Genomic DNA, 22,388 nt, shown 5'->3' on the forward strand with positions numbered 1-22,388 from the left:
CCCGGTCGGGACCGCCATTTATGTTTTGGCTCGGTAGCTCAGTCGGTAGAGCAGAGGACTGAAAATCCTCGTGTCGGCGGTTCGATTCCGTCCCGAGCCATATTTTTTTTTGGAAAGCCGGCTTAGCTCAATTGGTAGAGCAACTGACTTGTAATCAGTAGGTTGGGGGTTCAAGTCCTCTAGCCGGCACCACTTAGGGGCATAGTTTAAAGGTAGAACAGAGGTCTCCAAAACCTCCGGTGTGGGTTCAATTCCTACTGCCCCTGTTTTGAAAGATATGGGCCTATAGCTCAGCTGGTTAGAGCGCACGCCTGATAAGCGTGAGGTCGATGGTTCGAGTCCATTTAGGCCCACCATATTCCGCAGTAGCTCAGTGGTAGAGCTATCGGCTGTTAACCGATCGGTCGTAGGTTCGAGTCCTACCTGCGGAGCCATGGCCCGTTGGTCAAGTGGTTAAGACACCGCCCTTTCACGGCGGTAACACGGGTTCGAATCCCGTACGGGTCATACAAAAGAGTCAGCAATTAGCTGGCTCTTTTTTCTTATGAAAATTTTCTCCTTTTTTATAAGGTAGCATCGATCTGAAATTCCCTTTATTTCATAATAAATAAAGGGAATTTGGAAAAGCTATAGTATGTATAAAAAGGAGGGAATAGAAATACATGACAACAGTTAGAGAATGTATGAGTACTGATATTGTACAGTGTACACCGCTAGATAATGTATATGAAGCCGCTGTGAAAATGAAAGAAGAGGACATTGGAATGATTCCAGTTGTAGAGAACAATCAAGTGGTTGGTCTTGTTACAGATCGTGATTTAGTTGTCCGTGGAATTGCTGAGAAACATCCTGGGTCTAATAAAATTACAAATGTTATGACTACTGGAATTGTTTACGTTTCTCCTAATGATCCTATTGAAAAGGCTACAGAGTTAATGGCACAGCATCAAATTAGAAGATTGCCTGTAGTTGAGAATGGGCAGCTTGTTGGGATGCTAGCGCTAGGTGATTTAGCAACAGCAGAGAAAACAGATGATCAAGCAGGATTTGCTTTAAGTGAAATTTCCGAGCATATGGAATGAAGTGTTTTTTGTCTAGAAAACACACTGCATTTAGATGCTAGAGAAAATGGAAAAGTGGATACGTTTTACTAATACCGATATAAAATTACGTTGTTAATAAAACGTATCCAAATGTACATAGGAAAAAGTTAGCGAAGTATATCTGAAGAATGACAGACATTAAGTTCATTTGAAATTTTGATTAACAATTGCTATTACTAATTTTTGTTAAGTTTAAAAATGATATAATGATAGATATAAGATTAATAATGATTTTTGAATATATTAATATTAGTAACTTAAACGATTAAGATTTCATATATAAATGGAAACGGAGGAGAAATGATATGAAGGATGTGCAGAGTAATCCGAATTGGAATTTGGTTACAGATGTCTATGTGGAACCAAATAATTTTGCGGATTTACTTTCTTTACTTGTACCAGATCATCCAAAAGGCGAAGGAAAAGAGCGAACAATTTTAGCCTGGAAAGAAAAAGAATTTTATAAACAAGAAAATTTAGCCCCGTTTATTTTATATGGAATGAATAAGGTGAAGGATTTGCCACAGTTTCATAAAGATGAAATCCCAACTTTAGTTCGCATTGTTCGTTTGTGTCAGGAGATTGGTTGGTATAAGGAAGCTTATACATTTATGGTGAGCCATAATTTAGAGGGATTTGTACATACATCTATGGAATATGAGACGTGGGATATTTTAACACAAGTTGTGGCATGGAACTATTTAATCATAAAATATCGTATAGGAAGACTAGAAGATTCGGATATAATGATATGGGAAAGAATTAAATTTAATGAAGAATGTATTGAAAAATGTGAGAACATATTATCACATAAAGAAGTAATGGAACTGACATTCTTTTATATTTGTAAACAGGCAAAACTATTGTCTAAAGAAGAATTAGATCAAGAAATGATGAACTTAGCGATATACTGTAATACATACGTTTATGACCTATACATATATGACTTATTAAAAAAATATCGTAAGTGTACAGACTTTTTAACATATTATGGACCAAGTCGCTCTGTTGTTGCATGTCAACGGGCTGTAATTGCTCAAATTTCTGACCGCCTTAATCCGTTAAAAACAACTCATGTAGACGATTATCTTTATGTAATGAAGGAAATGATGGAGCATATGTCGTTTGAGTTCATGAGCCGATACGAGCACTTCATTGGAAAACTATTATCCTATGTACCATTCTTTGAAATGATTCAAGTTCCGCAACATGCATATTATTGTGAAGAGTTGATGTATGTTTGCAAAGGAATTGAATATAAGGAAGAAATTTTACGGAATTATATCTTTATACAATTACATGATTGTTTGCCATCATTTATTAAACAATTTCTAAAGAATAAGCGCTATGCAACGATCCATGATATTTTATTTTATTGGTGCGATAATGAACAACGAATGGGATTAGAAAGGAAGTATAACTTAAGCTTTATTTATGAACGATATGCGTGCGGATAAAGAGCAGTTTTTTATAGTGTAGTATGAAAAAAAGATCTCATTTCAAAAATGAGATCTTTTTTTCATAAATGTAGAAAGGTGTTCTAAGCTTCTTGCTGTTTTTTACCGTTTTGCTGTTTTTTTCGGTGTTCAGGAATGTAGATATATTGGGAAATAATGATTAGCACTCCCATGAAAAATACAGGGAGTATAGCAGCCATATGAAAACCACTATAAATAATATTGGTTTTCAAGCCACTCATCATAATAAGTGCAGTATATATATGAGAAATTTTTTTCTTTAGTCGGATCTTGAATGTTTCCATCAATGACTCAATCGCAACAAATGCAATGACAATGCTTAAAAAAACAAGGTTTGTGTTGTAAATGACTAAGCAACAGATTAGACCGAGAAAAGCTAAATATTCGATTATTAAGGGAATATTAATGTTACGTGGCATATCGGATTATCGAACCAAATAAGGCAGTGGATTGACTGCATTGGTCTTTTCAAAATTCCATTCACCATTATGTAATTCAAAATGGAGATGCTGGCCGAATGAATGCCCTGTATTCCCCATATATCCTAATAAGTCCCCAGTTTGAACTAAATCCCCAACTTGCACTGAACGGTCTTTCATATGAGCATAAACGGTTGTATATAGTTTACCTTGAATATGGTGTGCTATAAATACGACATTTCCATAGCTAGCAGAGTAATAGGACTTTATAACTCTCCCTGCAGCAGCTGCATGAATTGGAACATTACCTGGTGCGGTAAAATCTATACCATAATGCATTTGTTCCCAGCGCACATCAAATGTCGAACTAAGTGTTCCTTTAGTCGGAAATTTAAAAACAGCAGGAATAGAAGGAGCGGTTTGTCGCGTTTGTGGTTGTTTTTGAATGATATAATGTTTTGCTACAAATCCATAAGTTGTTCCGAAACGGATTTTATACCAAGTACCGACTGTTTCCACAATTTTTATTTGTGTTCCATTTTGCAAAGAGCCAATCACGGCAGTGTTTGTTCCGGCACCGCTGCGGACTTTTAATGTAGGGGTAGCAACATAAAAGGAAGGTTCCTTTTGCGTAGTAATTCCTTTAACTAGCGGTTCTGATGTATGAGAGACAAATTCTTTTTTTACATATCCCACTTGTTCATTATATGAGATTTTATACCAATCCCCTGTTGTTTCTTGTACAGAGATGAATGCTCCATTGGGTAATCTATCAATAATCGAGGAATTGATAGTGGGTTTAGAACGAATGTTTAAAACGTTGGCATTTACGATATAATGGTTTTTTTGTTCAGTAGAGTGAGTCAATGAACGGTTTTGTTTTTTTAAGGAGTTCGTTTTATTACTTGTGCCTATCTCGTTATCTGAATATAATATTTCTGAGTCAGATTTTATATGTTGAATGTGTTGAGTAGGTAATTGTTGAGCTGCTACAGTACGTGTATCTACTTGATTTATGGATGGAAGTAGAGAGGTGACTGCGACAGTAGTTGCTGTTAAAGCTGTAGCTTTCTGTTTCATCTAATATTAGCCCTCCCATAGATGTATTAATATATCTTTTATTATAGTATAAAGGTATAATATTTTGTGCGTTATTCACATAACTGTAATATGATATGTGAAAAAATAACAATTTTTTAATAGAATCGAAATATATTATAAGAATAACAAGTAAATAATTATGATACATATAAAGTGATACTTTCATTGGTGTGTATCTTTATCCATAACCAATCTTGATTTTTGGAAGGATCTATTTCCCATGGGAGTGTTACTGCTCGTAAATAGCGGGATAAATCGAACTTTTTGCTTCCTGTTTTTATGTTGTATAGGGCAGGAAGAAGTGAAAACAGTTGCTGATGCCTCATGACAGTGTTATACTGACAATGTTAATTTTATATTATGCTAGGAGAGCTGGTGTTGCCAGCTGAGAGTAAGACCGAGAGTCTTTTATCCTTTTCATCACCTGATCTAGATTATGCTAGCGTAGGGAAGCAATTCGGACATGAACATTCAGTCCCCGTTTCTTTGCGCAGAGAAACGGGGCTTTTTTATTTGATAATTGAATAGTAGAAACCACTAGGGGTGCTTTATGTGCTGAGAGAGGAATTGTCCTTAACCCTTACTGACCTGATCTAGATTATGCTAGCGTAGGGAAGTGGAGCAACGAATAAAAATATTTTTATTTGCCATAACCACTTCTTATATAGAAGTGGTTTTTTATTTTAATAAATAGATATAAAGGAAGGGGAAATATAAATGAAATTTTGTGAGAGGTTATTTGAAACTGTACAGCCTGTTTGGGAGAAAAGTCATAACCATCCGTTTGTAACTGGAATGGGGGATGGTACGTTAGAAAAAGATAAATTCCAATATTACATCATACAAGATTATTTATATTTGCTAGACTATGCAAAACTGTATGCAATAGGAGTTGTAAAAGCAACGAATCCGCAGGTGATGGGCAAATTTGCAGAACAAATAGATGGTATTTTAAATGGAGAAATGACGATTCATAAACAGTATGCAAAACGTCTTGGTATTTCTATACAAGAGATGGAAGAGGCAAAGCCATCTGCTAAAAATTTAGCATATACAAATTATATGATGTCAGTATCTCAAAATGGTACGCTTGCAGAGTTAATTGCGGCTCTTCTTCCATGTATGTGGAGCTATTGGGAAATTGGAAAACGCTTAAATGACATTCCTGGAGCAAGAGATCATGAATTTTTTGGTGAATGGATTCAAGGGTATAGCTCAGAAGAGTATGGCAATCTTTGCACTTGGCTAATGGATTTATTAAATGAACTAGCTGAAGGGAAATCTGAACAAGAGCTCGCTAGATTAGAAGAAATTTTCTTATATTCCAGCCGGTTTGAGTATCTATTCTGGGATATGGCGTATCGTAAGGAGATGTGGGGTTTTGAAGAGCAAGAGCATACTACAATTTCATAATGTTTCCTTTCATTATGATGAAAAGCCAATCATAAACGGTCTAGATGCTTCCGTGCAAGAAAGAGAGTTTGTTAGCGTTATTGGGCCGAGTGGCTGTGGCAAAAGCACATTGTTTCGTTTAATTACAGGATTAGAAGAACCGACGGCTGGAAAGATTCAGCTAACAGAAACAACGAGTCATCCTGTAGGGTATATGCCACAAAAAGATATGCTCTTGCCGTGGAGAATGATTATTGAAAATGCGGCATTACCGTTAGAGTGTCAAGGAATAAAGAAAAAAGAAGCGCATGTAACAGCCAAAGGATTGTTAGAGAAATTTGGTTTACTAGGATATGAGAACAAGTATCCGAAAGATTTATCAGGTGGTATGCGGCAGCGAGTATCCTTTATTCGAACATTGTTAACAGGCGGGGACATTTTATTGTTAGATGAACCGTTTAGCGCATTAGATGCCTTAACGAAGGCAACGTTGCAAGAATGGTTGTTTGAACAATGGAAACAGTGGAAAAAAACAATTTTATTTATTACACACGATGTGGAGGAAGCACTTTTTCTTTCTAATCGGATTTTAGTTGTGACAGAGCAGCCTATAACAACTTTGACGGAACGTACTGTACCACTTGGACCAGATCGCACAAGGAAAGATTTGCATAAACCTGAGATATTAGCTTTAAAAGATGAATTGCTTAGCATGCTACAAAGGCAGGTGCTCGTATGAAGCGTGTGACAGAGTTATTGCCTGCATTGATTTTAAGCAGCATACTGCTCATCGCTTGGGAAGTGGGGGCTAGGATTGTAGATGAGATGTATATTTTGCCATCTCCTACTGCAATTCTAGCTAAAATATGGGCGCTACGAGATATACTACTTACAGTTCATCTACCGGCAACATTATATGTTGTCTTAATCGGTGTTGTTATTTCTATTGTACTAGGTGTGGGACTCGCGATGGCAATGAATGCGAGTAAATGGATAGAAAGAGCTTTTTATCCGTTATTAGTCGCTTCACAAACGATTCCGATTACTGCTTTAGCACCACTATTTGTTTTATGGTTTGGATATTCAATTTGGAGCAAGGTAGTTGTTACGGTTTTAATTACATTCTTCCCGATTGCGGTTAATACGTATGACGGATTACGTAGCACGAAAAAGGAATGGGAGGAGCTTTTAGTAACATACGGTGCAACGAAAAAAGATATTTTTCTCAAGTTAAAGTTACCCTCTGCGCTCCCATACTTTTTCTCTGCTTTAAAAATTGCTGTTCCGCTTAGTGTAATTGGTGCAGCGATTGGGGAATGGCTCGGAGCACAAGCGGGCCTTGGGTATTTTAGTAAACGAATGATGACGCAGCTAGACGGAGCGGGCGTATTTGCACCGATAGTATTGTTATCATTACTCGCTATTTTCTTTGTATTACTTGTTTCTATATTAGAAAAGAAATTCATTAGTTGGAGGAAACATTCATGAAATTATTCAAACGCATCTTTGTGTTTACATTATTAGTTGCAATGATTGCAGGGTGTTCTAGCAATTCATCATCAGAGAAGAAAAAGGCTGAGAAAGAAGTAACGGTTATGCTCGATTGGTATCCAAATGCAGTGCATAGTTTCATCTATGCGGCAATTGAAAAAGGATACTTTAAAGAAGAAGGTATAAAGGTAAATATTAAATTTCCATCTAACCCGACGGATCCATTAACGTTAGCAGCAGCAGGGAAAGTAACAGTTGGCCTATATTATCAACCAGATGTTGTTATCGCGAGAGCAAATGAACAAATTCCAGTAAAATCAATTGGAGCTGTCGTTCGCTCTCCATTAAACCATGTTGTATCACTAAAATCAGCAGGCATTCAGTCTCCGAAAGATTTAGAAGGGAAAACAGTTGGTTATTCTGGAACACCTTTAAGTGAGGCATATTTAAAAACAATGGTTAAAGAAGATGGTGGTAATCCTGAAACTGTAAAAGTAGTAGATGTTGGATTTGATTTAGTTCCAGCGTTAATTACGAAAAAGGTAGATGCTGTAACGGGGGCGTACATTAACCATGAAGTTCCAGTTATGCGTCATGAAGGGCATGAGCCAGCGTACTTTAATCCAGCTGACTACGGTGTACCAAATTATCATGAACTTGTTTTTGTTACAGGTGACAAAACATTGAAAAAAGATAAAGAATCATTGCAAGCATTTTTACGTGGTGCGAAAAAAGGATTTGACTTTATGAAGAAAAATCCAGATGAGGCACTTAATATTTTATTAGATCATCAAGAAAAAGAAAACTTCCCACTTGTTCCAGAAGTTGAAAAAGAAAGTATGAAAATTTTATTAGAGAAAATGGAAACGAAAGATGAGCCATTTTTATCAGATTCAAAAGAGTCATGGGAAAAACAAAATAAATGGTTGAAAGACAAAGGAATGACAAAAGAAAGTGTTCCTGCTAATGAGTTATTCGAAAACATTTTAAAGTAGGCGAAGGAATATGAAAGATGAGCTCCATGTTATCTCAAATGGTCAGATGACATTCGAAGAGTTGGCGAATGTAGCGATGCAAATTGAGAGTGAGATTGATTATTTGCATATTCGTGAGCGTGAGAAAAGTACGAAAGAGTTGTATGAAGGTGTGGAGAGTCTCTTAAAAAGAGGCTTTCCAGCATCTAAGCTCGTGATGAATGATCGGATTGATGTTGCGATTCTATTACATATCCCTCGCGTACAATTAGGATATCGAAGTGCCGATATTAAGTCTGTGAAAGAAAAGTTTTCGTATTTGCATGTTGGATATTCTGTGCATTCTTTAGAAGAAGCGATAATAGCTTTCAAAAACGGCGCAGATTCACTTGTTTATGGCCATGTATTTTCGACGGATTGCAAAAAGGGGGTCCCGGCAAGAGGACTAGAAGAAATTTCAGATATAGCAAGGCGGTTAACGATACCAATTACGGCTATTGGTGGGATAACGCCTCAAAATACAGCAGAGGTTCTTAAATCGGGTGTGAGTGGTATTGCTGTTATGTCTGGAATTGTAAGTGATCGTAATCCATATGAGAAAGCAAGATTGTATAAGGAAACAATAAGAAAGTGGGCGGAAAATCATGAGTAAGAAGTATGATGTAGCCATTATTGGCGGTGGTGTAATTGGTAGTTCAGTTGCACATTTTCTAGCAGAACGAGGTTGCCAAGTTGCAATTGTTGAGAAGCAAAGGATTGCATCTGAAGCTTCAAAGGCAGCGGCAGGTTTACTTGGTGTACAGGCGGAGTGGGATGCGTATGACCCACTATTTGAACTTGCTAGGAAAAGCCGTGAAATATTTCCACAACTTGCAGAAACGTTACGTGAAAAAACGGGTATTGACATTGGGTATGAAGAGAAAGGTATCTATCGTATTGCTCAAACTGAAGATGAGAAGAGAAGAATACTAGATATTATGAATTGGCAGCAAGAAACAGGTGAAGAATCATATTTTATGAATAGAGATGAGCTTCACGAGAAAGAACCATTTCTTTCTTCATCTATTATAGGTGCTGTATATTATCCAAAGGATGGTCATGTTATTGCCCCGGAACTTACAAAAGCATTTGCACAGTCAGCAGCTATTTCTGGTGCCGATATATATGAACAAACAGAAGTGTTTGATATTCAGATTGAACATAATCAAGTGACTGGAATTGTTACAAGCGAAGGATGTATTTCTTGTGAAAAGGTAGTCATTGCAGGCGGTTCTTGGAGTACAAAACTCCTTCATTATTTTGATAAAGACTGGGGTACATATCCTGTAAAAGGAGAAGTAGTCGCTGTGAAGAGTCATAAGCCATTATTGAAGTCTCCTATTTTTCAAGAACGATTTTATATCGCACCAAAACGCGGGGGACGCTATGTGATTGGAGCAACAATGCACCCTCATACATTTAACAAATCTGTACAACCAGAAAGTATCACTTCAATACTAGAGCGTGCTTACACAATCTTGCCAGCTTTGAAAGAAGCGGAATGGGAAAGTGCGTGGGCGGGGTTACGCCCGCAATCTAATCATGAAGTCCCTTATATGGGAGCACATGAGGAAATAAAAGGGCTGTATGCTTGTACGGGGCATTACCGCAATGGAATTTTATTAAGTCCTGTTTCTGGTCAATATATGGCAGATGTAATAGAAGGAAAGCAAGGGAATGATTTATTAGATTCGTTGCTTTCAAAGTCATTTTAGCTAAATGTAAATAAAAAACTACCTTTTTTAGGTAGGAGAGAGTATCCAGCCATGCATAGAAGCGGTCAGGTCCTTTTCCTGCCCCATGCCAAATGAAAACAAAGAGAGAAAACGAGAGCAAACCACCTTTTGTTCTTTATAGCCATGACTTATATGCTTGAAAAAACAAAATGGATTTATAGAAAGGGGATGGAAGTTTGGACTTAAAAATTAATGGTAAGCAAGTAGAGGTGCCGGGAAGTGTTAAGACAGTAGCAGAATTGCTTACGCATTTAGAATTAGATACAAAGATTGTTGTAGTAGAACGCAATGCAGATATTTTAACAAAAGAAGACCATCAGGATACATCTGTTTTTGATGGAGACCAAATTGAGATTGTAACTTTCGTAGGAGGCGGTTGATTATGTTAAACATTGGACCATTTACATTCAATTCTAGACTTTTATTAGGAACAGGGAAATTTTCAGATTATGATGTACAAAGAAAAGCAATTGAAGTATCAGAAGCAGAAATTTTAACATTTGCAGTACGCCGTATGGATATATTTGATGCACAGCAACCCAATTTATTAGAAAAAATTGATGTGAAAAAATATACATTACTTCCAAATACAGCGGGAGCGAAAAATGCTGAAGAAGCAGTTCGTATTGCAAAATTAGCAAAAGCTTCAGGGCTTTGTGACATGGTAAAAGTAGAGGTTATTGGGGATGACAGAACGTTATTACCAGATCCAGTAGAGACTTTAAAAGCGTCTGAAATGCTTTTAGAAGAAGGGTTTATCGTTCTTCCTTACACATCAGATGATGTTGTATTAGCTCGTAAGCTACAAGAACTTGGTGTTCATGCGATTATGCCTGGTGCATCACCAATTGGTTCAGGACTTGGTATTGTGAACCCATTAAACTTAAGTTTTATTATTGAACAAGCAACTGTACCAGTAATCGTGGATGCAGGTGTTGGTAGCCCAGCAGATGCTGCGTTTGCAATGGAACTAGGAGCAGACGGTGTGCTATTAAATACAGCTGTATCTGGTGCGAAAGATCCTATTAAAATGGCGGAAGCAATGAAACTAGGTATTCATGCAGGACGTTTAGGATTTGAAGCAGGGCGTATTGCACGTAAACGTTGTGCAACGGCAAGTAGTCCTTTAGAAGGAATGAGTGTAGTTGAATAATCGATATTCTCGCCAAGAATTATTTTCTCCAATTGGAGAAACAGGACAGCAAAAGATCGGAGAAAAGCATGTACTAATTATCGGTGCAGGAGCGCTTGGTAGTGCGAACGCAGAGATGCTTGTGAGAGCTGGCGTTGGCCGTGTAACAATTGTCGATCGTGATTATATTGATTGGAGTAATTTACAGCGTCAGCAGTTATATTGTGAGGAGGATGTGAAAAATAATCTTCCGAAAGCCGTAGCAGCGCAAAGGCGTTTGCAGGCCATTAATAGCAATGTAATTGTAGAGGCTTTTGTTCAAGATGTAACAGCAGAAGAGTTGGGAGAGCTTGTTACAAATGTCGATGTAATCATTGATGCGACTGACAATTTTGAAACACGATTTATTGTAAATGATATATCGCAAAAGTATTCAATTCCGTGGGTTTACGGAGCATGCGTAGGAAGCTACGGCCTTTCTTATACGATTTTACCAGGAAAGACCCCGTGTCTCTCTTGTTTATTACAATCCATTCCACTTGGCGGAGCGACATGTGATACAGCAGGGATCATTTCACCTGCTGTATCTATTGTTGTTTCTCATCAAGTAACAGAAACGCTTAAGCTTTTAGTTGAGGATTACGAATCACTTCGGGATGGGCTCGTGTCTTTTGATGTATGGAAAAATGAATATTCATGTATGAATGTACAAAAGCTAAAAAAACATAATTGTACATCGTGTGGTGCAGAAGCTATCTATCCTTATTTAAATAAAGAGAATACATCGAAAACGGCAGTTTTGTGCGGGAGAAATACAGTTCAAATTCGTCCACCGTATAAAGAGAAACTTGATTTTGGTAGATATAAAGAAATATTGAAAGATCGTGTAGCTGATTTCATGGTGAATCCATATTTATTATCATTTTCGGTTGAAGGTAAGAGACTTGTTGCGTTTCAAGACGGCCGGGTTCTTGTACATGGCACGAAAGATATAGTAGAAGCAAAAACGGTTTATCATCGTTATTTTGGATGAAAAGGATGAGTGAAATGAAAGTGAATAAAGCTTTAACAATTGCTGGATCTGATAGCGGCGGCGGTGCAGGTATCCAAGCAGATTTAAAAACATTTCAAGAGCTAGGTGTATACGGAATGACAGCTATTACTGCGATTACAGCCCAAAATACACTCGGCGTTCAAGGTGTATACCCTGTTGCACTCGAAGGCATCCAGGAACAATTACATTCAATTGGTGTAGATTTAACGCCGGATGCTGTGAAGCTTGGAATGTTATTTAATAGTGAAATTATTCAGGTCGTTGCAGAGAATATTAAAAAGTTTGGCTGGAATAATATTGTGCTAGATCCTGTTATGATTGCAAAAGGTGGTGCATCGTTATTACAGCAAGAAGCGGTACAAGCATTAAAAGAGTATTTATTGCCACTTGCAACAGTTGTGACTCCAAATGTACCGGAGGCCGAAGTATTAACTGGGATGGAAATTCATAGTATTGAAGACAGTAAGAAAGCTACAAAAATGTTGCATGAATTAGGAGCAAAATATGTTCTTATGAAAGGTGGACATGCGGATTATCAAGGAAAGGAAGTCATTGACTTCTTATTTGATGGTGGGCAGTTTATCGAATTTAGAAGCGAGCGAATTGATTCTAAACAAACACATGGTAGCGGTTGTACATTTGCATCTGCGGTAACAGCAGGGCTTGCAAAAGGATATGAAATGGCAGAAGCAGTACGAGAAGCGAAACAGTTTATTAGTATAGCAATTGAAGAGCCGTTACATATCGGAAGTGGTCATGGACCAACGAATCATTTTGCTTATAAAATGAAACTTTAATCAGTGGGGAAGCAGGAGCTAGCAGGCTCCTGTTTTTTGTCGTTATTTGTTGTATGGTCGATAACCTTTGTCGGATCGCCGATATATTGAAAAAATCGCTGATAGATTTTGATTTGCACCGATAAAATTTCATTTACTATTTTTTCTACTACGCTATGGCTAAAAATCCTATTTCTTCTGTTCAATGGTTATAATAACCAGCTTTTTTTATTATTTACTTTTTCCAAATTTAGGAGTAACATATCAGCCAGAATTACATTTTTTGTAACGCTGAGTCCAGCATATGGAGCGGAGGAACCAAATTGTGCATGGTCACTAGGGGTGAATCTTTCATGATGAAAGTAGGGCTACTCTCAAAGTCCGAATCCGACAGCTAACTTCGTAAGCGTATTGGGAGAGGATGGTGCATGAATGGATACATCGCTTCATCGGTCTGATTAGTATAGGAGAATATCAATCTATATTTGAATTCTTTTTATACTAAGGAGGATGATGTACATGGATGAGGGAAAAGAAGTAACGCTCATTTGTGTAGGAGAAGAAAATAAAGTAAATAGTTTAAGAAAGTTAATATCTTTTCAAAGGGATTTAATCATTTTTACAGCAAATGAACAAATAGCAGATGAAGTGCGAGCGTGTGGCTTTGAATCAACGTATTGCTGCAATACAGGACTAAATATAACAAGTGTTTGCAGTGGAATAAAAAAAGTAATCTTACTAGGAGATGAGCTTCCGATCGTTAGCTTTTTTACCGAACGTATTCGTTTTTCTTTTCAGGCGCCTATTACAGTTGTCACAAGAAATAAAAGATATCCAGTCAGGCTCTATCAAACAATTGGAGCTAAATTTGTAGTGTTTACAAATTGTGATAATATTTCTTTTTTATTTTTTGAATAGGGCGGGGAAGTGATGATGAAAGTGTTATTACGTGAGGATATAGCGAATCGTTGGGCGGTATCAGTAGAGCGAATTCAAGAATTGGTTGCACTAGATCCTATTTTTCCAAAACCATATATGATATTGCTATCAGAAGAGAATTTGTATTTAGAAACGGATATTATTGCGTATGAAATGTTGCATGTGGAATTAACACGAGTCTATATTCGTGGGCGAAGTTTGCGTACATTTTTATAAAACAAAAAGAGAATGAATTTAGGGTATTACTATAACGGTACCCAAATTCATTCTCTTTTTATGTTTCCTATTAAAAGTCGATTTTGATGAAAATAAGAGAAAAGACAAGGAAACAGATGATAAAATATTAAACTTAATCAATGTAAGCGTTTAAATGGTTGGATTTTTTCTAATTTTAGGTAATTCTACTCTTTACAAGTCAAATATAGAGGAGTATATTTACATTCATAAATTGTTTATAAAAATTTCCAAAAACAACCTGATATCGCTGAGTCCAATTATTTGGAGCGGGGGAACCAATTTTGTGCATTGTCACTTGGGGTGAATCTTTCATTATGAAAGTAGGGCTACTCTTTAGGCCCGAATCCGACAGCTAACCTCGTAAGCGTTTAGAGAGGAGGTTTACTTTTGTGTTGTTCATTTTTGAACACTGAGTAGAGCCCCAGTGTTCTTTTTTTGATGGATAAATGGTAAAATTTGACATTTTAGAAATGAGGGATTGGGATGTTAGATGGAGTGATGATCGGAATCTTTGTTGTATTAGTGGCATCTATGATGGGGCTTACAAGTTGGTCAGATAAAGTTGTGAAAGAAGGGAAGCAATCATGATGATTGCCTTATCAGTTATTGTAGCAGCGATTACTGTGTATTTAGTTTATGCGTTATTAAATCCGGAGAAGTTTTAAGTAGGAGGAAAAAGCGATGATGGTATGGGTGGCAGCTATCGTAACGATATTATTGTTTGTACTACTAGCGAAACCGATGGGGGCTTATTTAGAAAAAGCGTTTCAAGGTAGTAAAAAGTTAGATAAAGTGTTTGGGCCAATCGAGAGACTTATTTTTAAAATGGGTGGTATAAAACAAAATAATCAATCTTGGATACAGTACGCATTAGCGATGCTGTTAACAAATGGATGTATGATTCTATTTGTTTATCTTGTTTTCAGATTACAAGGTATTCTCCCATTAAACCCAAGCAAAATAGAGGGTATGGAACCTACACTTGCGTTTAATACAGCAATTAGCTTTATGACAAATACAAATTTACAGCATTATAGTGGTGAAAGTGGTTTATCTTATTTATCACAAATGATCGGGATTACGTTTATGATGTTTACTGCACCAGCGACAACGTTAGCTTTAGCAATTGCATTTATTCGTGGTCTAGCAGGTAAGGAACTAGGAAATTTCTTCGTTGATTTTGTTCGAGCAATTATACGTGTATTAATGCCAATCGCATTTGTTATGGCACTTATATTCGTAGCACAAGGAATGCCACAAACATTTAGTGGCACTGCAGTAGCGCATACACTTGAAGGTACAAAACAGATGATTCCGCGCGGTCCGTTAGCATCTTTAGAATCTATTAAAATGCTAGGAAATAACGGTGGTGGGTTCTTTGGAGTTAACTCGGCACATCCTTTTGAGAATCCAACTGCAATTACAAATGTACTACAAATGATGCTTATGATGTTGATTACAACATCGCTTCCATTCACATATGGAAGAATGATAGGTAGTAAGAAACAAGGAAGAATTTTATTTGTATCAATGCTTATGATGTTTATTATTGGATTTGGTACAGTTGTAACGGCTGAATTACAAGGAAATCCAGTATTAAATCATTTAGGAATGGATCGTACAGAGGGGAATATGGAAGGAAAAGAAGTTCGCTTAGGAACAGTAATGACATCTTTATTCGCGACAGTAACAACTGCTTCTGAAACAGGTGGGGTTAACGCGATGCATGATACATTTACACCGATTGGCGGGATGTTACCACTTGTGAATATGCTACTAAATACAGTGTTTGGCGGTGTTGGAGCAGGATTTATAAACGTTATCATGTATGCGATGATTGCGGTCTTTATTTCAGGTTTAATGGTCGGACGTACACCAGAGTTTCTTGGTAAAAAGCTAGAAGGAAAAGAAATGAAGTTAATCGCAGTAACATTATTATTCCAACCATTATTAATTTTGGGAGCATCAGCGATTGCTTTTTCTACAAATTTAGGAACAGATGCAATTACAAATTCAGGATTCCATGGTATTACACAAGTAATCTATGAATTTACTTCATCGGCAGCAAATAATGGTTCTGGTTTTGAAGGATTAGCAGATAATACACCGTTTTGGAATATTTCAACCGGACTTGTGATGTATTTAGCTCGTTTCTTCGGCTTAGTCACAATGCTTGCAGTGGCAGCTTCATTGAAAGAGAAAACATTAGTACCGAAAACAGTCGGAACATTCAGAACAGATAACGGTTTATTTGGTGGGATTTTCGTTGGCACGATCTTTATTGTTGGTGCATTAACATTCTTCCCGGTATTAGTATTAGGACCAATTGCAGAGTTTCTAACTCTATAAGAAAGAAGCGAGGGGAATAAACATGAGACCAGCTATGGCGAAAGAGAAGCATATACAAGCTGTGCCATCTCCAAAACGAGAAGATGGTGAAGTAAGAAGTGCGAAAACAATGGATCGTGATATTGTATCAAATGCTTTAAAACAATCCGTTGTAAAGTTAAATCCGAAGCAAATGGTTAAAAATCCAATTATGTTTGTTGTAGAAATTGGCTTTTTCATTACATTGATTTTATCAATTGTGCCGAGCTTATCAACAAACGTTCCGTTATGGTTCAATATAACAGTTACACTCGTTCTTTTATTTACAGTTCTCTTTGCAAATTTTGCAGAAGCGTTGGCAGAAGGACGAGGAAAGGCACAAGCTGATTCGTTAAAACAGTCGAAAAAAGATGTCTTTGCTAATATTGTAAAAGAAAATGGAGAGGTTACGAGAGTTTCAGCATCTAGTTTGAAAAAGGGTGACATCGTTCTTGTGAAACAAGGCGAGATGATCCCAGGTGATGGAGAAGTTATACGCGGTTTAGCATCTGTAGATGAATCCGCTATTACAGGGGAATCAGCCCCAGTAATGAAAGAAGCAGGCGGAGATTTTTGTTCTGTGACAGGCGGAACGATGGTTGTGAGTGATGAAATTACGATACAGATTACAAGTAATCCAGGTGAGTCGTTTTTAGATAAAATGATTTCGTTAGTCGAAGGAGCAACACGTCAAAAAACGCCAAATGAAATTGCGTTAAATACAGTACTAACGAGCCTAACATTAATCTTTTTAATTGTAGTTGTCACACTGCCGTTATTTACGAATTATTTAGGTTTTCAAATTGATACATCGATTCTCGTTGCCTTACTTGTTTGTTTAATTCCAACAACAATTGGTGGGTTATTATCTGCGATTGGGATAGCCGGGATGGATCGTGTCACAAAGTTTAATGTACTTGCAATGAGTGGGAAAGCAGTTGAAGCAGCAGGTGATATCAATACGATTATCTTAGATAAAACAGGTACCATTACATTCGGTAATCGTATGGCACATACGTTGTTACCTGCCGGAAATGAAACAATTGAAAAATTAGCAAAATGGGCAGCGCTTAGCTCTGTATTAGATGAAACACCAGAAGGGCGCTCCGTTATTGAGTACGTAAACTCAAAAGGTCTTTCTTACAATGCGTTAGAAGCAGAAACAGGAGAATTTGTTCCATTCAAAGCAGAAACAAGAATGAGTGGTGTTGATTTAAACGATGGAGTGAAGGTAAGAAAAGGAGCAGTTGGAGCGGTCGTTGATTGGGTACAATCCCAAGGTGGGACGATTCCGAAAGATTTACATCAAAAGGCAGATTTGATTGCAAAAGAAGGTGGCACACCACTTGCGGTTGCAGCGGGAGATCGTATTTTCGGTTTAATCTATTTAAAGGATACTGTAAAGCCGGGTATGCGTGAGCGATTTGAGCAACTTCGTCAAATGGGGATTAAAACTGTAATGTGTACTGGTGATAACCCATTAACGGCGGCAACGATTGCGAAAGAAGCGGGTGTAGATGAATTTGTAGCAGAATGTAAGCCAGAAGATAAAATAGCTGTTATTAAAGCAGAGCAAGAAAAAGGAAAATTAGTTGCGATGACGGGTGATGGTACGAACGATGCACCGGCACTTGCACAGGCTGATGTTGGTCTTGCGATGAATAGTGGTACAGCGGCGGCGAAAGAAGCAGCGAATATGATTGATTTAGATTCCAATCCAACGAAAATTATTGAAGTGGTAGCAATTGGGAAACAGTTATTGATGACGCGTGGTGCATTAACGACATTTAGTATCGCAAATGATATTGCGAAGTATTTTGCGATTATACCTGCAATGTTTACAGTGGCAATTCCGCAAATGGAAGCATTAAACATTATGGGGTTACATTCGCCATTTTCAGCAATTCTTTCAGCGCTCATTTTTAACGCAATCATCATTCCGATGTTGATTCCACTAGCAATGAAAGGAATTTCTTATAAACCGATGAGTTCCAATGCATTGCTTTCTCGTAACTTATTTATTTACGGTTTTGGTGGTGTACTTGTACCATTTATCGGTATTAAACTCATTGATTTGGTCGTTGGACTATTCATTTAATAGAGAAGGGGACATACTCATGACAGAAAAACAAAGTTTCTTAGGACCCGTCGTTCGTTTAACTGGTGTGCTTGTTGTGTTATGTGGATTGATTTATCCAGCTGCGGTAACTGGGGTTGCACAAGTAACGATGAAGGATAATGCAGAAGGAAGTTTAATATATGATAAAGGTGAAGTAATTGGTTCTAAATTAATCGGTCAAGAATTTAAATCTGCAAAATATTTTCAAGGGCGTGTATCCAGTATTGAGTATAAAGCAGAAGGTTCTGGATCTAATAACTATGCTCCTTCTAATCCGGAATTACTACAACGTACAGAAAAAAGTATTGAAAAATGGAAGGAAGATAACCCTTCTGTACCGGTAACAGAGGTGCCAATGGATTTAGTGACAAATTCAGCTTCAGGACTTGATCCACATATTAGTCCTAAATCAGCATATGCACAGGTGGATCGTGTTGCGAAGGAAACAAAAATTTCAAAAGATAAATTGAAAGATATGATTGCTTCCCATACAGAAGGTCGTGCACTTGGTTTATATGGGGAAGAGCGTGTCAATGTATTAAAGCTAAACATAGAAGTGCAAAAGCTAACAAAATAATAGATAAACTACCTCAATCTATATCGATTGAGGTAGTTCGTTTTGTAAGGATGTGATAAGAATATGTACGCTGAAAATGATGAACCGACATTTCAAAGAAGATCACCAGAGGAATATTTAGAGGAAATAAGGAGAATGAATCAAGGAAAACTGAAGTTATACGTGGGAGCGGCACCGGGTGTGGGAAAAAGTTATAAAATGTTATTTGATGCACGGGAAATGAAAAAAGAAGGTACTGATATTGTAATAGGTTTAATTGAAACACACGGAAGAAAAGAGACAGAGGAAGCAATTGCTGATTTAGAAAAAGTCCCTTTGAAAGAAATAAAGTATAAAGGAAAAGTATTTTATGAGCTTGATGTAGAGGCAATTATAAAACGAGCGCCTCAAGTGGTGGTTGTGGATGAATTGGCACATAGCAATATACCGGGATCAAAACGTAAAAAGCGTTATATGGATGTAGAGGAATTGTTAGATGCTGGAATATCAGTGTTATCAGCGTTTAATATTCAACATTTAGAAAGCGTTCATGACATTGTAGAACAAATTACGAATGTAAAAGTGCGAGAGCGTATTCCAGATTTTATTTTACAAAAAGCAGATGAAATTCAACTTGTTGATGTAACTCCAGAAGTGCTGCGGAAACGATTAATAGATGGAAAGATATATAAGGAAGAAAAAATTCAACAAAGCTTACGAAACTTTTTTACAGTTAATAATTTAGGGGCTTTACGCGAGCTGTCACTTCGCGAAGTTGCAGATGATATGGATGATAAAATTAGCCAATCAGTAACAGAGCCCATTGGTGTAAAAGAAAAAATTCTCGTTTGTGTGCAATATAGTTCAACGGCAGAGAAGTTAATAAGGCGTGGTTGGCGTATGGCAGATCGGTTAAACGCTGAATTATATGTATTAAACGTTGAAAGAGAAAAGATAGAATCATTATCGGTAAGCAAAAGACAAACAATTGATGAATGGAAGTCGTTGACGAATCAATTTTATGCGACGTTCTTGCTAGAAGAAACGAAAGGAAGAAAACCTGCAGATGTCATTATTGAAGTAGCGAAGAGATTGCAGGTCACTCAAATTTTACTCGGGCAATCGGCAAGAACAAGGTGGGAAGAAATTCGAAAAGGTTCCATTGTAAATGAAATTATGAGAGAGACGCAATATATTGATATTCATATTGTGGCGGATCAGAGAGTATAAATTATTTTTTGAAATAAAGGTCTATGTATCCCCATTTTGTATCCCTATAAATAGGTAACTGAATAGGATAAAGTGAAACTTCCATCAGTGGGGGGCTTCATCCCCACTGATGGTTAGTTGAACCAATCGGGCTTTTACGGGCAGTTATCCCCCACCTATCTTCTTCGTTTCTCTCTGAATATTAAGGTGGGGGTCTTACTGCCCGTTAATGCGGGATAAAAGGTAAATGAAATCATGAGAGGAGCATGAATATGTACCGTAAATCATGGCATCACTATCAATGGGGAAATCCAATGCATAGCAACTGGAATTATAACAATTGGATGTATAATTGGAATCATTATTATTGCGATAGGTACAATAACAACTGGAATCCGTATTACGGAAGCATCAGATTAACAGATTATGGGCCAAAACCATTTGTAGTGAATATTAACCAAGCTACTAAGCAAAATAACACGTATCGCACGGCTTTATGGACGGGGAAGAATTTACAAGTGACTTTGATGAGTATTAATGTTGGAGATGATATCGGTCTAGAGGTCCACCCGACAACTGATCAATTCATACGTATTGAAGAAGGTCAGGGACTTGTTCAAATGGGTGATAGCAAAGATAAATTAGATTTTCAGGAAATGGTCTATGACGATTATGCGATTATGATCCCTGCTGGAAAATGGCACAATGTAACCAATATGGGGAATATACCACTTAAAGTTTATTCTATCTATGCGCCGCCAGAGCATCCATATGGTACAGTCCATGAAACAAAAGCAATTGCCATGTCTACTGAAGAAACCCGCTATTACTAATCAACTAATAGGTGTTAGTGTTCAACAAAATGTATCTTAAAACGATTAAACTTTTTATAAAAAAACTTAAACTTGCATAAGAAGAATCCATTTTGATCAATCTTTTTTTAAATGGATTCTTCTTATGTACTTTAAAATAGGAGTTTGTGAGCTGTTCTCGGACACGCTCTTTTTTGCCTGTTATTTAGCCTTTTGAATTTCTGCGTTTCTTGTAGGATGATGAGCTAGTTTTTTCATCGCATATAAGACCACGATTAGAAAAAAAATTGCCCCTGTAAAGAAGATCCAAAAGTAATTTTGATTAAATAGTAGAAAACCACCTACAATTGGCCCTGTACCCATGCCAATATAACGAATAAAGTTATAAATTCCAATGGCAGTTGCTCTTTCTTCTACAAATTCTTCTGTCAATAAAGTGGTATGTGTCGGCATGGATAACCCCATGCTAAAACCGTATAGGGATGTGACAAGAAGAACCAGAGGAATACTTAGATCGTATGTGAAAGAGAATAGAATGACGCATATGATATTGAAAAAGCTAGTAATCAGTAAAGATTGTTTTGTAGGAAGGAATCTTTGTAAAAACTTGTAGCAATAGCTTCCTAGCATAATGAATAGGGACATTGGTACAAACACCATTCCGATTTCATCTGCGTTTAGATGGAATAGATTTGTTAATAAGGCGGGTAAAAAAACGAGAAAACAAAAGTAAATACAAAACTGCATAAAACCAATGAGAGCAATAGAAAAACCAATCCTGTTTTGTAAGATGCGCCAATAATTATTTGTTGCTTTGGACTTTTTAGGTATAGATGGTTTCGTTTCGGGAAGCAATATAATATTGATAAGTAATAAGATTACACTGATTGTGGATAAAAAAAGAAAAATAGATACGTGACCGTTTATACTGCCGAGGTAGCCGCCCATGAGAGGAGCTACTGCAGGCGCAAGAGCAAGTAACATTTGATAAAGGCTCATTGCTTTTCCGCGCTCTTTTCCGTCAAATAAGTCACCGATAATAGTAGCAGCTACAACAGGAATGGCTGCTATGCCTACTGCTTGAACGGCTCTGAAAATAAGAAATATATAAATATTTGTTGTAAAAGCGCAGCCAATGGAACCGATTGTACTAATAAATAGACTAGGAATTAAAATATATTTTCGTCCCTTTGCATCAATGAATGGCCCGTAAATAAGCTGCATGATGGCAAGGACAAAGGTGAAAAGTGAGACGGTTAAATTTACAAGATAAAGAGAGGTGTGAAAGGAATCTTGAATCATTGGTAAAACAGGCGTGTAAATATTTTGGGTAAAAGAACCTAATAAAGCACTAATACAAACAATATATAAAATGGAGTTTAATCTTGATGAAGATAATGTAGATTTCATAATAAACCCTCCTTATTTTGTTTCTTTGGAAACTAAATAAATTG

24 protein-coding genes, 6 tRNA genes and 4 riboswitches are annotated in these 22,388 nt (G+C 37.1%); of the genes, 27 read left to right on the forward strand and 3 right to left on the reverse strand.

Features of this window, described 5'->3' with window-relative positions; genetic code table 11:
• Positions 1 to 27: 27 nt before the first annotated feature.
• From CN373_RS00005 to CN373_RS00040, 8 genes are all read left to right on the forward strand, one after another.
• A tRNA-Phe gene (locus CN373_RS00005) sits at positions 28 to 100 on the forward strand.
• Positions 101 to 116: 16 nt separating this feature from the next.
• A tRNA-Thr gene (locus CN373_RS00010) sits at positions 117 to 192 on the forward strand.
• Positions 193 to 195: 3 nt separating this feature from the next.
• Positions 196 to 266 (forward strand) — tRNA-Trp (locus CN373_RS00015).
• A gap of 13 nt (positions 267 to 279) precedes the next feature.
• A tRNA-Ile gene (locus CN373_RS00020) sits at positions 280 to 356 on the forward strand.
• A gap of 3 nt (positions 357 to 359) precedes the next feature.
• A tRNA-Asn gene (locus CN373_RS00025) sits at positions 360 to 434 on the forward strand.
• Between the two features lies 1 nt (position 435).
• A tRNA-Glu gene (locus tag CN373_RS00030) sits at positions 436 to 507 on the forward strand.
• Positions 508 to 662: 155 nt separating this feature from the next.
• A complete protein-coding gene (locus CN373_RS00035; protein ID WP_000214384.1) occupies positions 663 to 1,082 on the forward strand; it encodes a CBS domain-containing protein in 420 nt (139 codons plus the stop codon).
• Positions 1,083 to 1,408: 326 nt separating this feature from the next.
• Entirely contained in the window at positions 1,409 to 2,560 is a 1,152-nt protein-coding gene (locus CN373_RS00040; protein ID WP_000655912.1) for a DUF3965 domain-containing protein, read from the forward strand.
• Positions 2,561 to 2,643: 83 nt separating this feature from the next.
• Here CN373_RS00040 and CN373_RS00045 read toward each other — a convergent pair whose 3' ends face one another.
• A complete protein-coding gene (locus CN373_RS00045) occupies positions 2,644 to 3,000 on the reverse strand; it encodes a hypothetical protein (RefSeq protein ID WP_098358562.1) in 357 nt (118 codons plus the stop codon).
• A gap of 6 nt (positions 3,001 to 3,006) precedes the next feature.
• On the reverse strand, positions 3,007 to 4,080 hold the full coding sequence (locus CN373_RS00050) for an SH3 domain-containing protein (protein WP_098358563.1): 1,074 nt from the start codon (positions 4,078 to 4,080) through the stop codon (positions 3,007 to 3,009).
• A 376-nt stretch (positions 4,081 to 4,456) separates the two neighbouring features.
• Positions 4,457 to 4,569, forward strand: a riboswitch (TPP riboswitch).
• A gap of 61 nt (positions 4,570 to 4,630) precedes the next feature.
• Positions 4,631 to 4,733: riboswitch (TPP riboswitch) on the forward strand.
• An 85-nt stretch (positions 4,734 to 4,818) separates the two neighbouring features.
• On the opposite strand from CN373_RS00050, the gene tenA reads away from it, so the two are divergent.
• The 19 genes from tenA (at position 4,819) to CN373_RS00150 (ending at position 20,955) form a co-directional block, all read left to right on the forward strand.
• On the forward strand, positions 4,819 to 5,514 hold the full coding sequence (gene tenA / locus CN373_RS00055) for a thiaminase II (protein WP_000666844.1): 696 nt from the start codon (positions 4,819 to 4,821) through the stop codon (positions 5,512 to 5,514).
• Positions 5,483 to 6,232 (forward strand): ABC transporter ATP-binding protein, encoded by a 750-nt coding sequence (locus CN373_RS00060; protein ID WP_098358564.1) that lies wholly within the window; start codon positions 5,483 to 5,485, stop codon positions 6,230 to 6,232. The genes tenA and CN373_RS00060 overlap by 32 nt, the downstream gene beginning before the upstream one ends.
• Positions 6,229 to 6,981: an ABC transporter permease gene (locus CN373_RS00065; protein ID WP_098358565.1), complete on the forward strand. Its 753-nt coding sequence runs from the start codon at positions 6,229 to 6,231 to the stop codon at positions 6,979 to 6,981. Before CN373_RS00060 ends, CN373_RS00065 begins: the two co-directional genes overlap by 4 nt.
• On the forward strand, positions 6,978 to 7,979 hold the full coding sequence (locus CN373_RS00070) for an ABC transporter substrate-binding protein (RefSeq protein ID WP_098358566.1): 1,002 nt from the start codon (positions 6,978 to 6,980) through the stop codon (positions 7,977 to 7,979). The genes CN373_RS00065 and CN373_RS00070 overlap by 4 nt, the downstream gene beginning before the upstream one ends.
• A gap of 10 nt (positions 7,980 to 7,989) precedes the next feature.
• Entirely contained in the window at positions 7,990 to 8,610 is a 621-nt protein-coding gene (gene tenI, locus CN373_RS00075; RefSeq protein ID WP_098358567.1) for a thiazole tautomerase TenI, read from the forward strand.
• Complete coding sequence (gene thiO, locus CN373_RS00080; RefSeq protein WP_098358568.1) at positions 8,603 to 9,712, forward strand: glycine oxidase ThiO; 1,110 nt, start codon at positions 8,603 to 8,605, stop codon at positions 9,710 to 9,712. Before tenI ends, thiO begins: the two co-directional genes overlap by 8 nt.
• Positions 9,713 to 9,909: 197 nt before the next feature.
• Entirely contained in the window at positions 9,910 to 10,113 is a 204-nt protein-coding gene (gene thiS / locus CN373_RS00085; protein WP_000364404.1) for a sulfur carrier protein ThiS, read from the forward strand.
• 2 nt (positions 10,114 to 10,115) lie between these two features.
• A complete protein-coding gene (locus tag CN373_RS00090) occupies positions 10,116 to 10,886 on the forward strand; it encodes a thiazole synthase (protein WP_098358569.1) in 771 nt (256 codons plus the stop codon).
• Positions 10,879 to 11,898 (forward strand): thiazole biosynthesis adenylyltransferase ThiF, encoded by a 1,020-nt coding sequence (locus tag CN373_RS00095; RefSeq protein WP_098358570.1) that lies wholly within the window; start codon positions 10,879 to 10,881, stop codon positions 11,896 to 11,898. Before CN373_RS00090 ends, CN373_RS00095 begins: the two co-directional genes overlap by 8 nt.
• 5 nt (positions 11,899 to 11,903) lie before the next feature.
• The gene (gene thiD / locus CN373_RS00100) at positions 11,904 to 12,716 is read left to right on the forward strand and encodes a bifunctional hydroxymethylpyrimidine kinase/phosphomethylpyrimidine kinase (RefSeq protein ID WP_113745316.1); all 813 of its coding nucleotides are present in this window, start codon (positions 11,904 to 11,906) and stop codon (positions 12,714 to 12,716) included.
• A 258-nt stretch (positions 12,717 to 12,974) separates the two neighbouring features.
• Positions 12,975 to 13,120: riboswitch (cyclic di-AMP (ydaO/yuaA leader) on the forward strand.
• A 94-nt stretch (positions 13,121 to 13,214) separates the two neighbouring features.
• The gene (locus CN373_RS00105) at positions 13,215 to 13,613 is read left to right on the forward strand and encodes a hypothetical protein (RefSeq protein WP_098358571.1); all 399 of its coding nucleotides are present in this window, start codon (positions 13,215 to 13,217) and stop codon (positions 13,611 to 13,613) included.
• Positions 13,614 to 13,628: 15 nt separating this feature from the next.
• Positions 13,629 to 13,850, forward strand: coding sequence for a hypothetical protein (locus CN373_RS00115; RefSeq protein WP_098358572.1), 222 nt, complete (start codon positions 13,629 to 13,631; stop codon positions 13,848 to 13,850).
• A gap of 256 nt (positions 13,851 to 14,106) precedes the next feature.
• Positions 14,107 to 14,252, forward strand: a riboswitch (cyclic di-AMP (ydaO/yuaA leader).
• Between the two features lie 102 nt (positions 14,253 to 14,354).
• Positions 14,355 to 14,459, forward strand: coding sequence for a hypothetical protein (locus tag CN373_RS00120; protein ID WP_098358573.1), 105 nt, complete (start codon positions 14,355 to 14,357; stop codon positions 14,457 to 14,459).
• Positions 14,456 to 14,536, forward strand: a complete 81-nt coding sequence (gene kdpF / locus CN373_RS00125; RefSeq protein WP_000972378.1) for a K(+)-transporting ATPase subunit F — start codon at positions 14,456 to 14,458, stop codon at positions 14,534 to 14,536. The genes CN373_RS00120 and kdpF overlap by 4 nt, the downstream gene beginning before the upstream one ends.
• Positions 14,537 to 14,555: 19 nt before the next feature.
• Positions 14,556 to 16,220 carry a potassium-transporting ATPase subunit KdpA gene (gene kdpA / locus CN373_RS00130; RefSeq protein WP_098358611.1) on the forward strand — a complete coding sequence of 555 codons (1,665 nt, stop codon included), beginning with the start codon at positions 14,556 to 14,558 and terminating at the stop codon, positions 16,218 to 16,220.
• A gap of 22 nt (positions 16,221 to 16,242) precedes the next feature.
• Positions 16,243 to 18,336: a potassium-transporting ATPase subunit KdpB gene (gene kdpB, locus CN373_RS00135; protein ID WP_001247106.1), complete on the forward strand. Its 2,094-nt coding sequence runs from the start codon at positions 16,243 to 16,245 to the stop codon at positions 18,334 to 18,336.
• Between the two features lie 19 nt (positions 18,337 to 18,355).
• The gene (kdpC, locus tag CN373_RS00140) at positions 18,356 to 18,934 is read left to right on the forward strand and encodes a K(+)-transporting ATPase subunit C (protein WP_000136963.1); all 579 of its coding nucleotides are present in this window, start codon (positions 18,356 to 18,358) and stop codon (positions 18,932 to 18,934) included.
• Between the two features lie 63 nt (positions 18,935 to 18,997).
• A complete protein-coding gene (gene kdpDN / locus CN373_RS00145) occupies positions 18,998 to 20,143 on the forward strand; it encodes a KdpD-like non-kinase potassium sensor (protein WP_098358574.1) in 1,146 nt (381 codons plus the stop codon).
• Between the two features lie 251 nt (positions 20,144 to 20,394).
• Positions 20,395 to 20,955 carry a cupin domain-containing protein gene (locus CN373_RS00150; RefSeq protein WP_000285955.1) on the forward strand — a complete coding sequence of 187 codons (561 nt, stop codon included), beginning with the start codon at positions 20,395 to 20,397 and terminating at the stop codon, positions 20,953 to 20,955.
• A 180-nt stretch (positions 20,956 to 21,135) separates the two neighbouring features.
• Here the strand turns inward: CN373_RS00150 and CN373_RS00155 are convergent, their stop codons facing one another.
• The gene (locus CN373_RS00155) at positions 21,136 to 22,344 is read right to left on the reverse strand and encodes an MFS transporter (RefSeq protein ID WP_098358575.1); all 1,209 of its coding nucleotides are present in this window, start codon (positions 22,342 to 22,344) and stop codon (positions 21,136 to 21,138) included.
• Positions 22,345 to 22,388: the final 44 nt, after the last annotated feature.

The sequence above is a fragment of the Bacillus cereus genome, assembly GCF_002561295.1.
GTDB lineage: Bacteria > Bacillota > Bacilli > Bacillales > Bacillaceae_G > Bacillus_A > Bacillus_A cereus_S.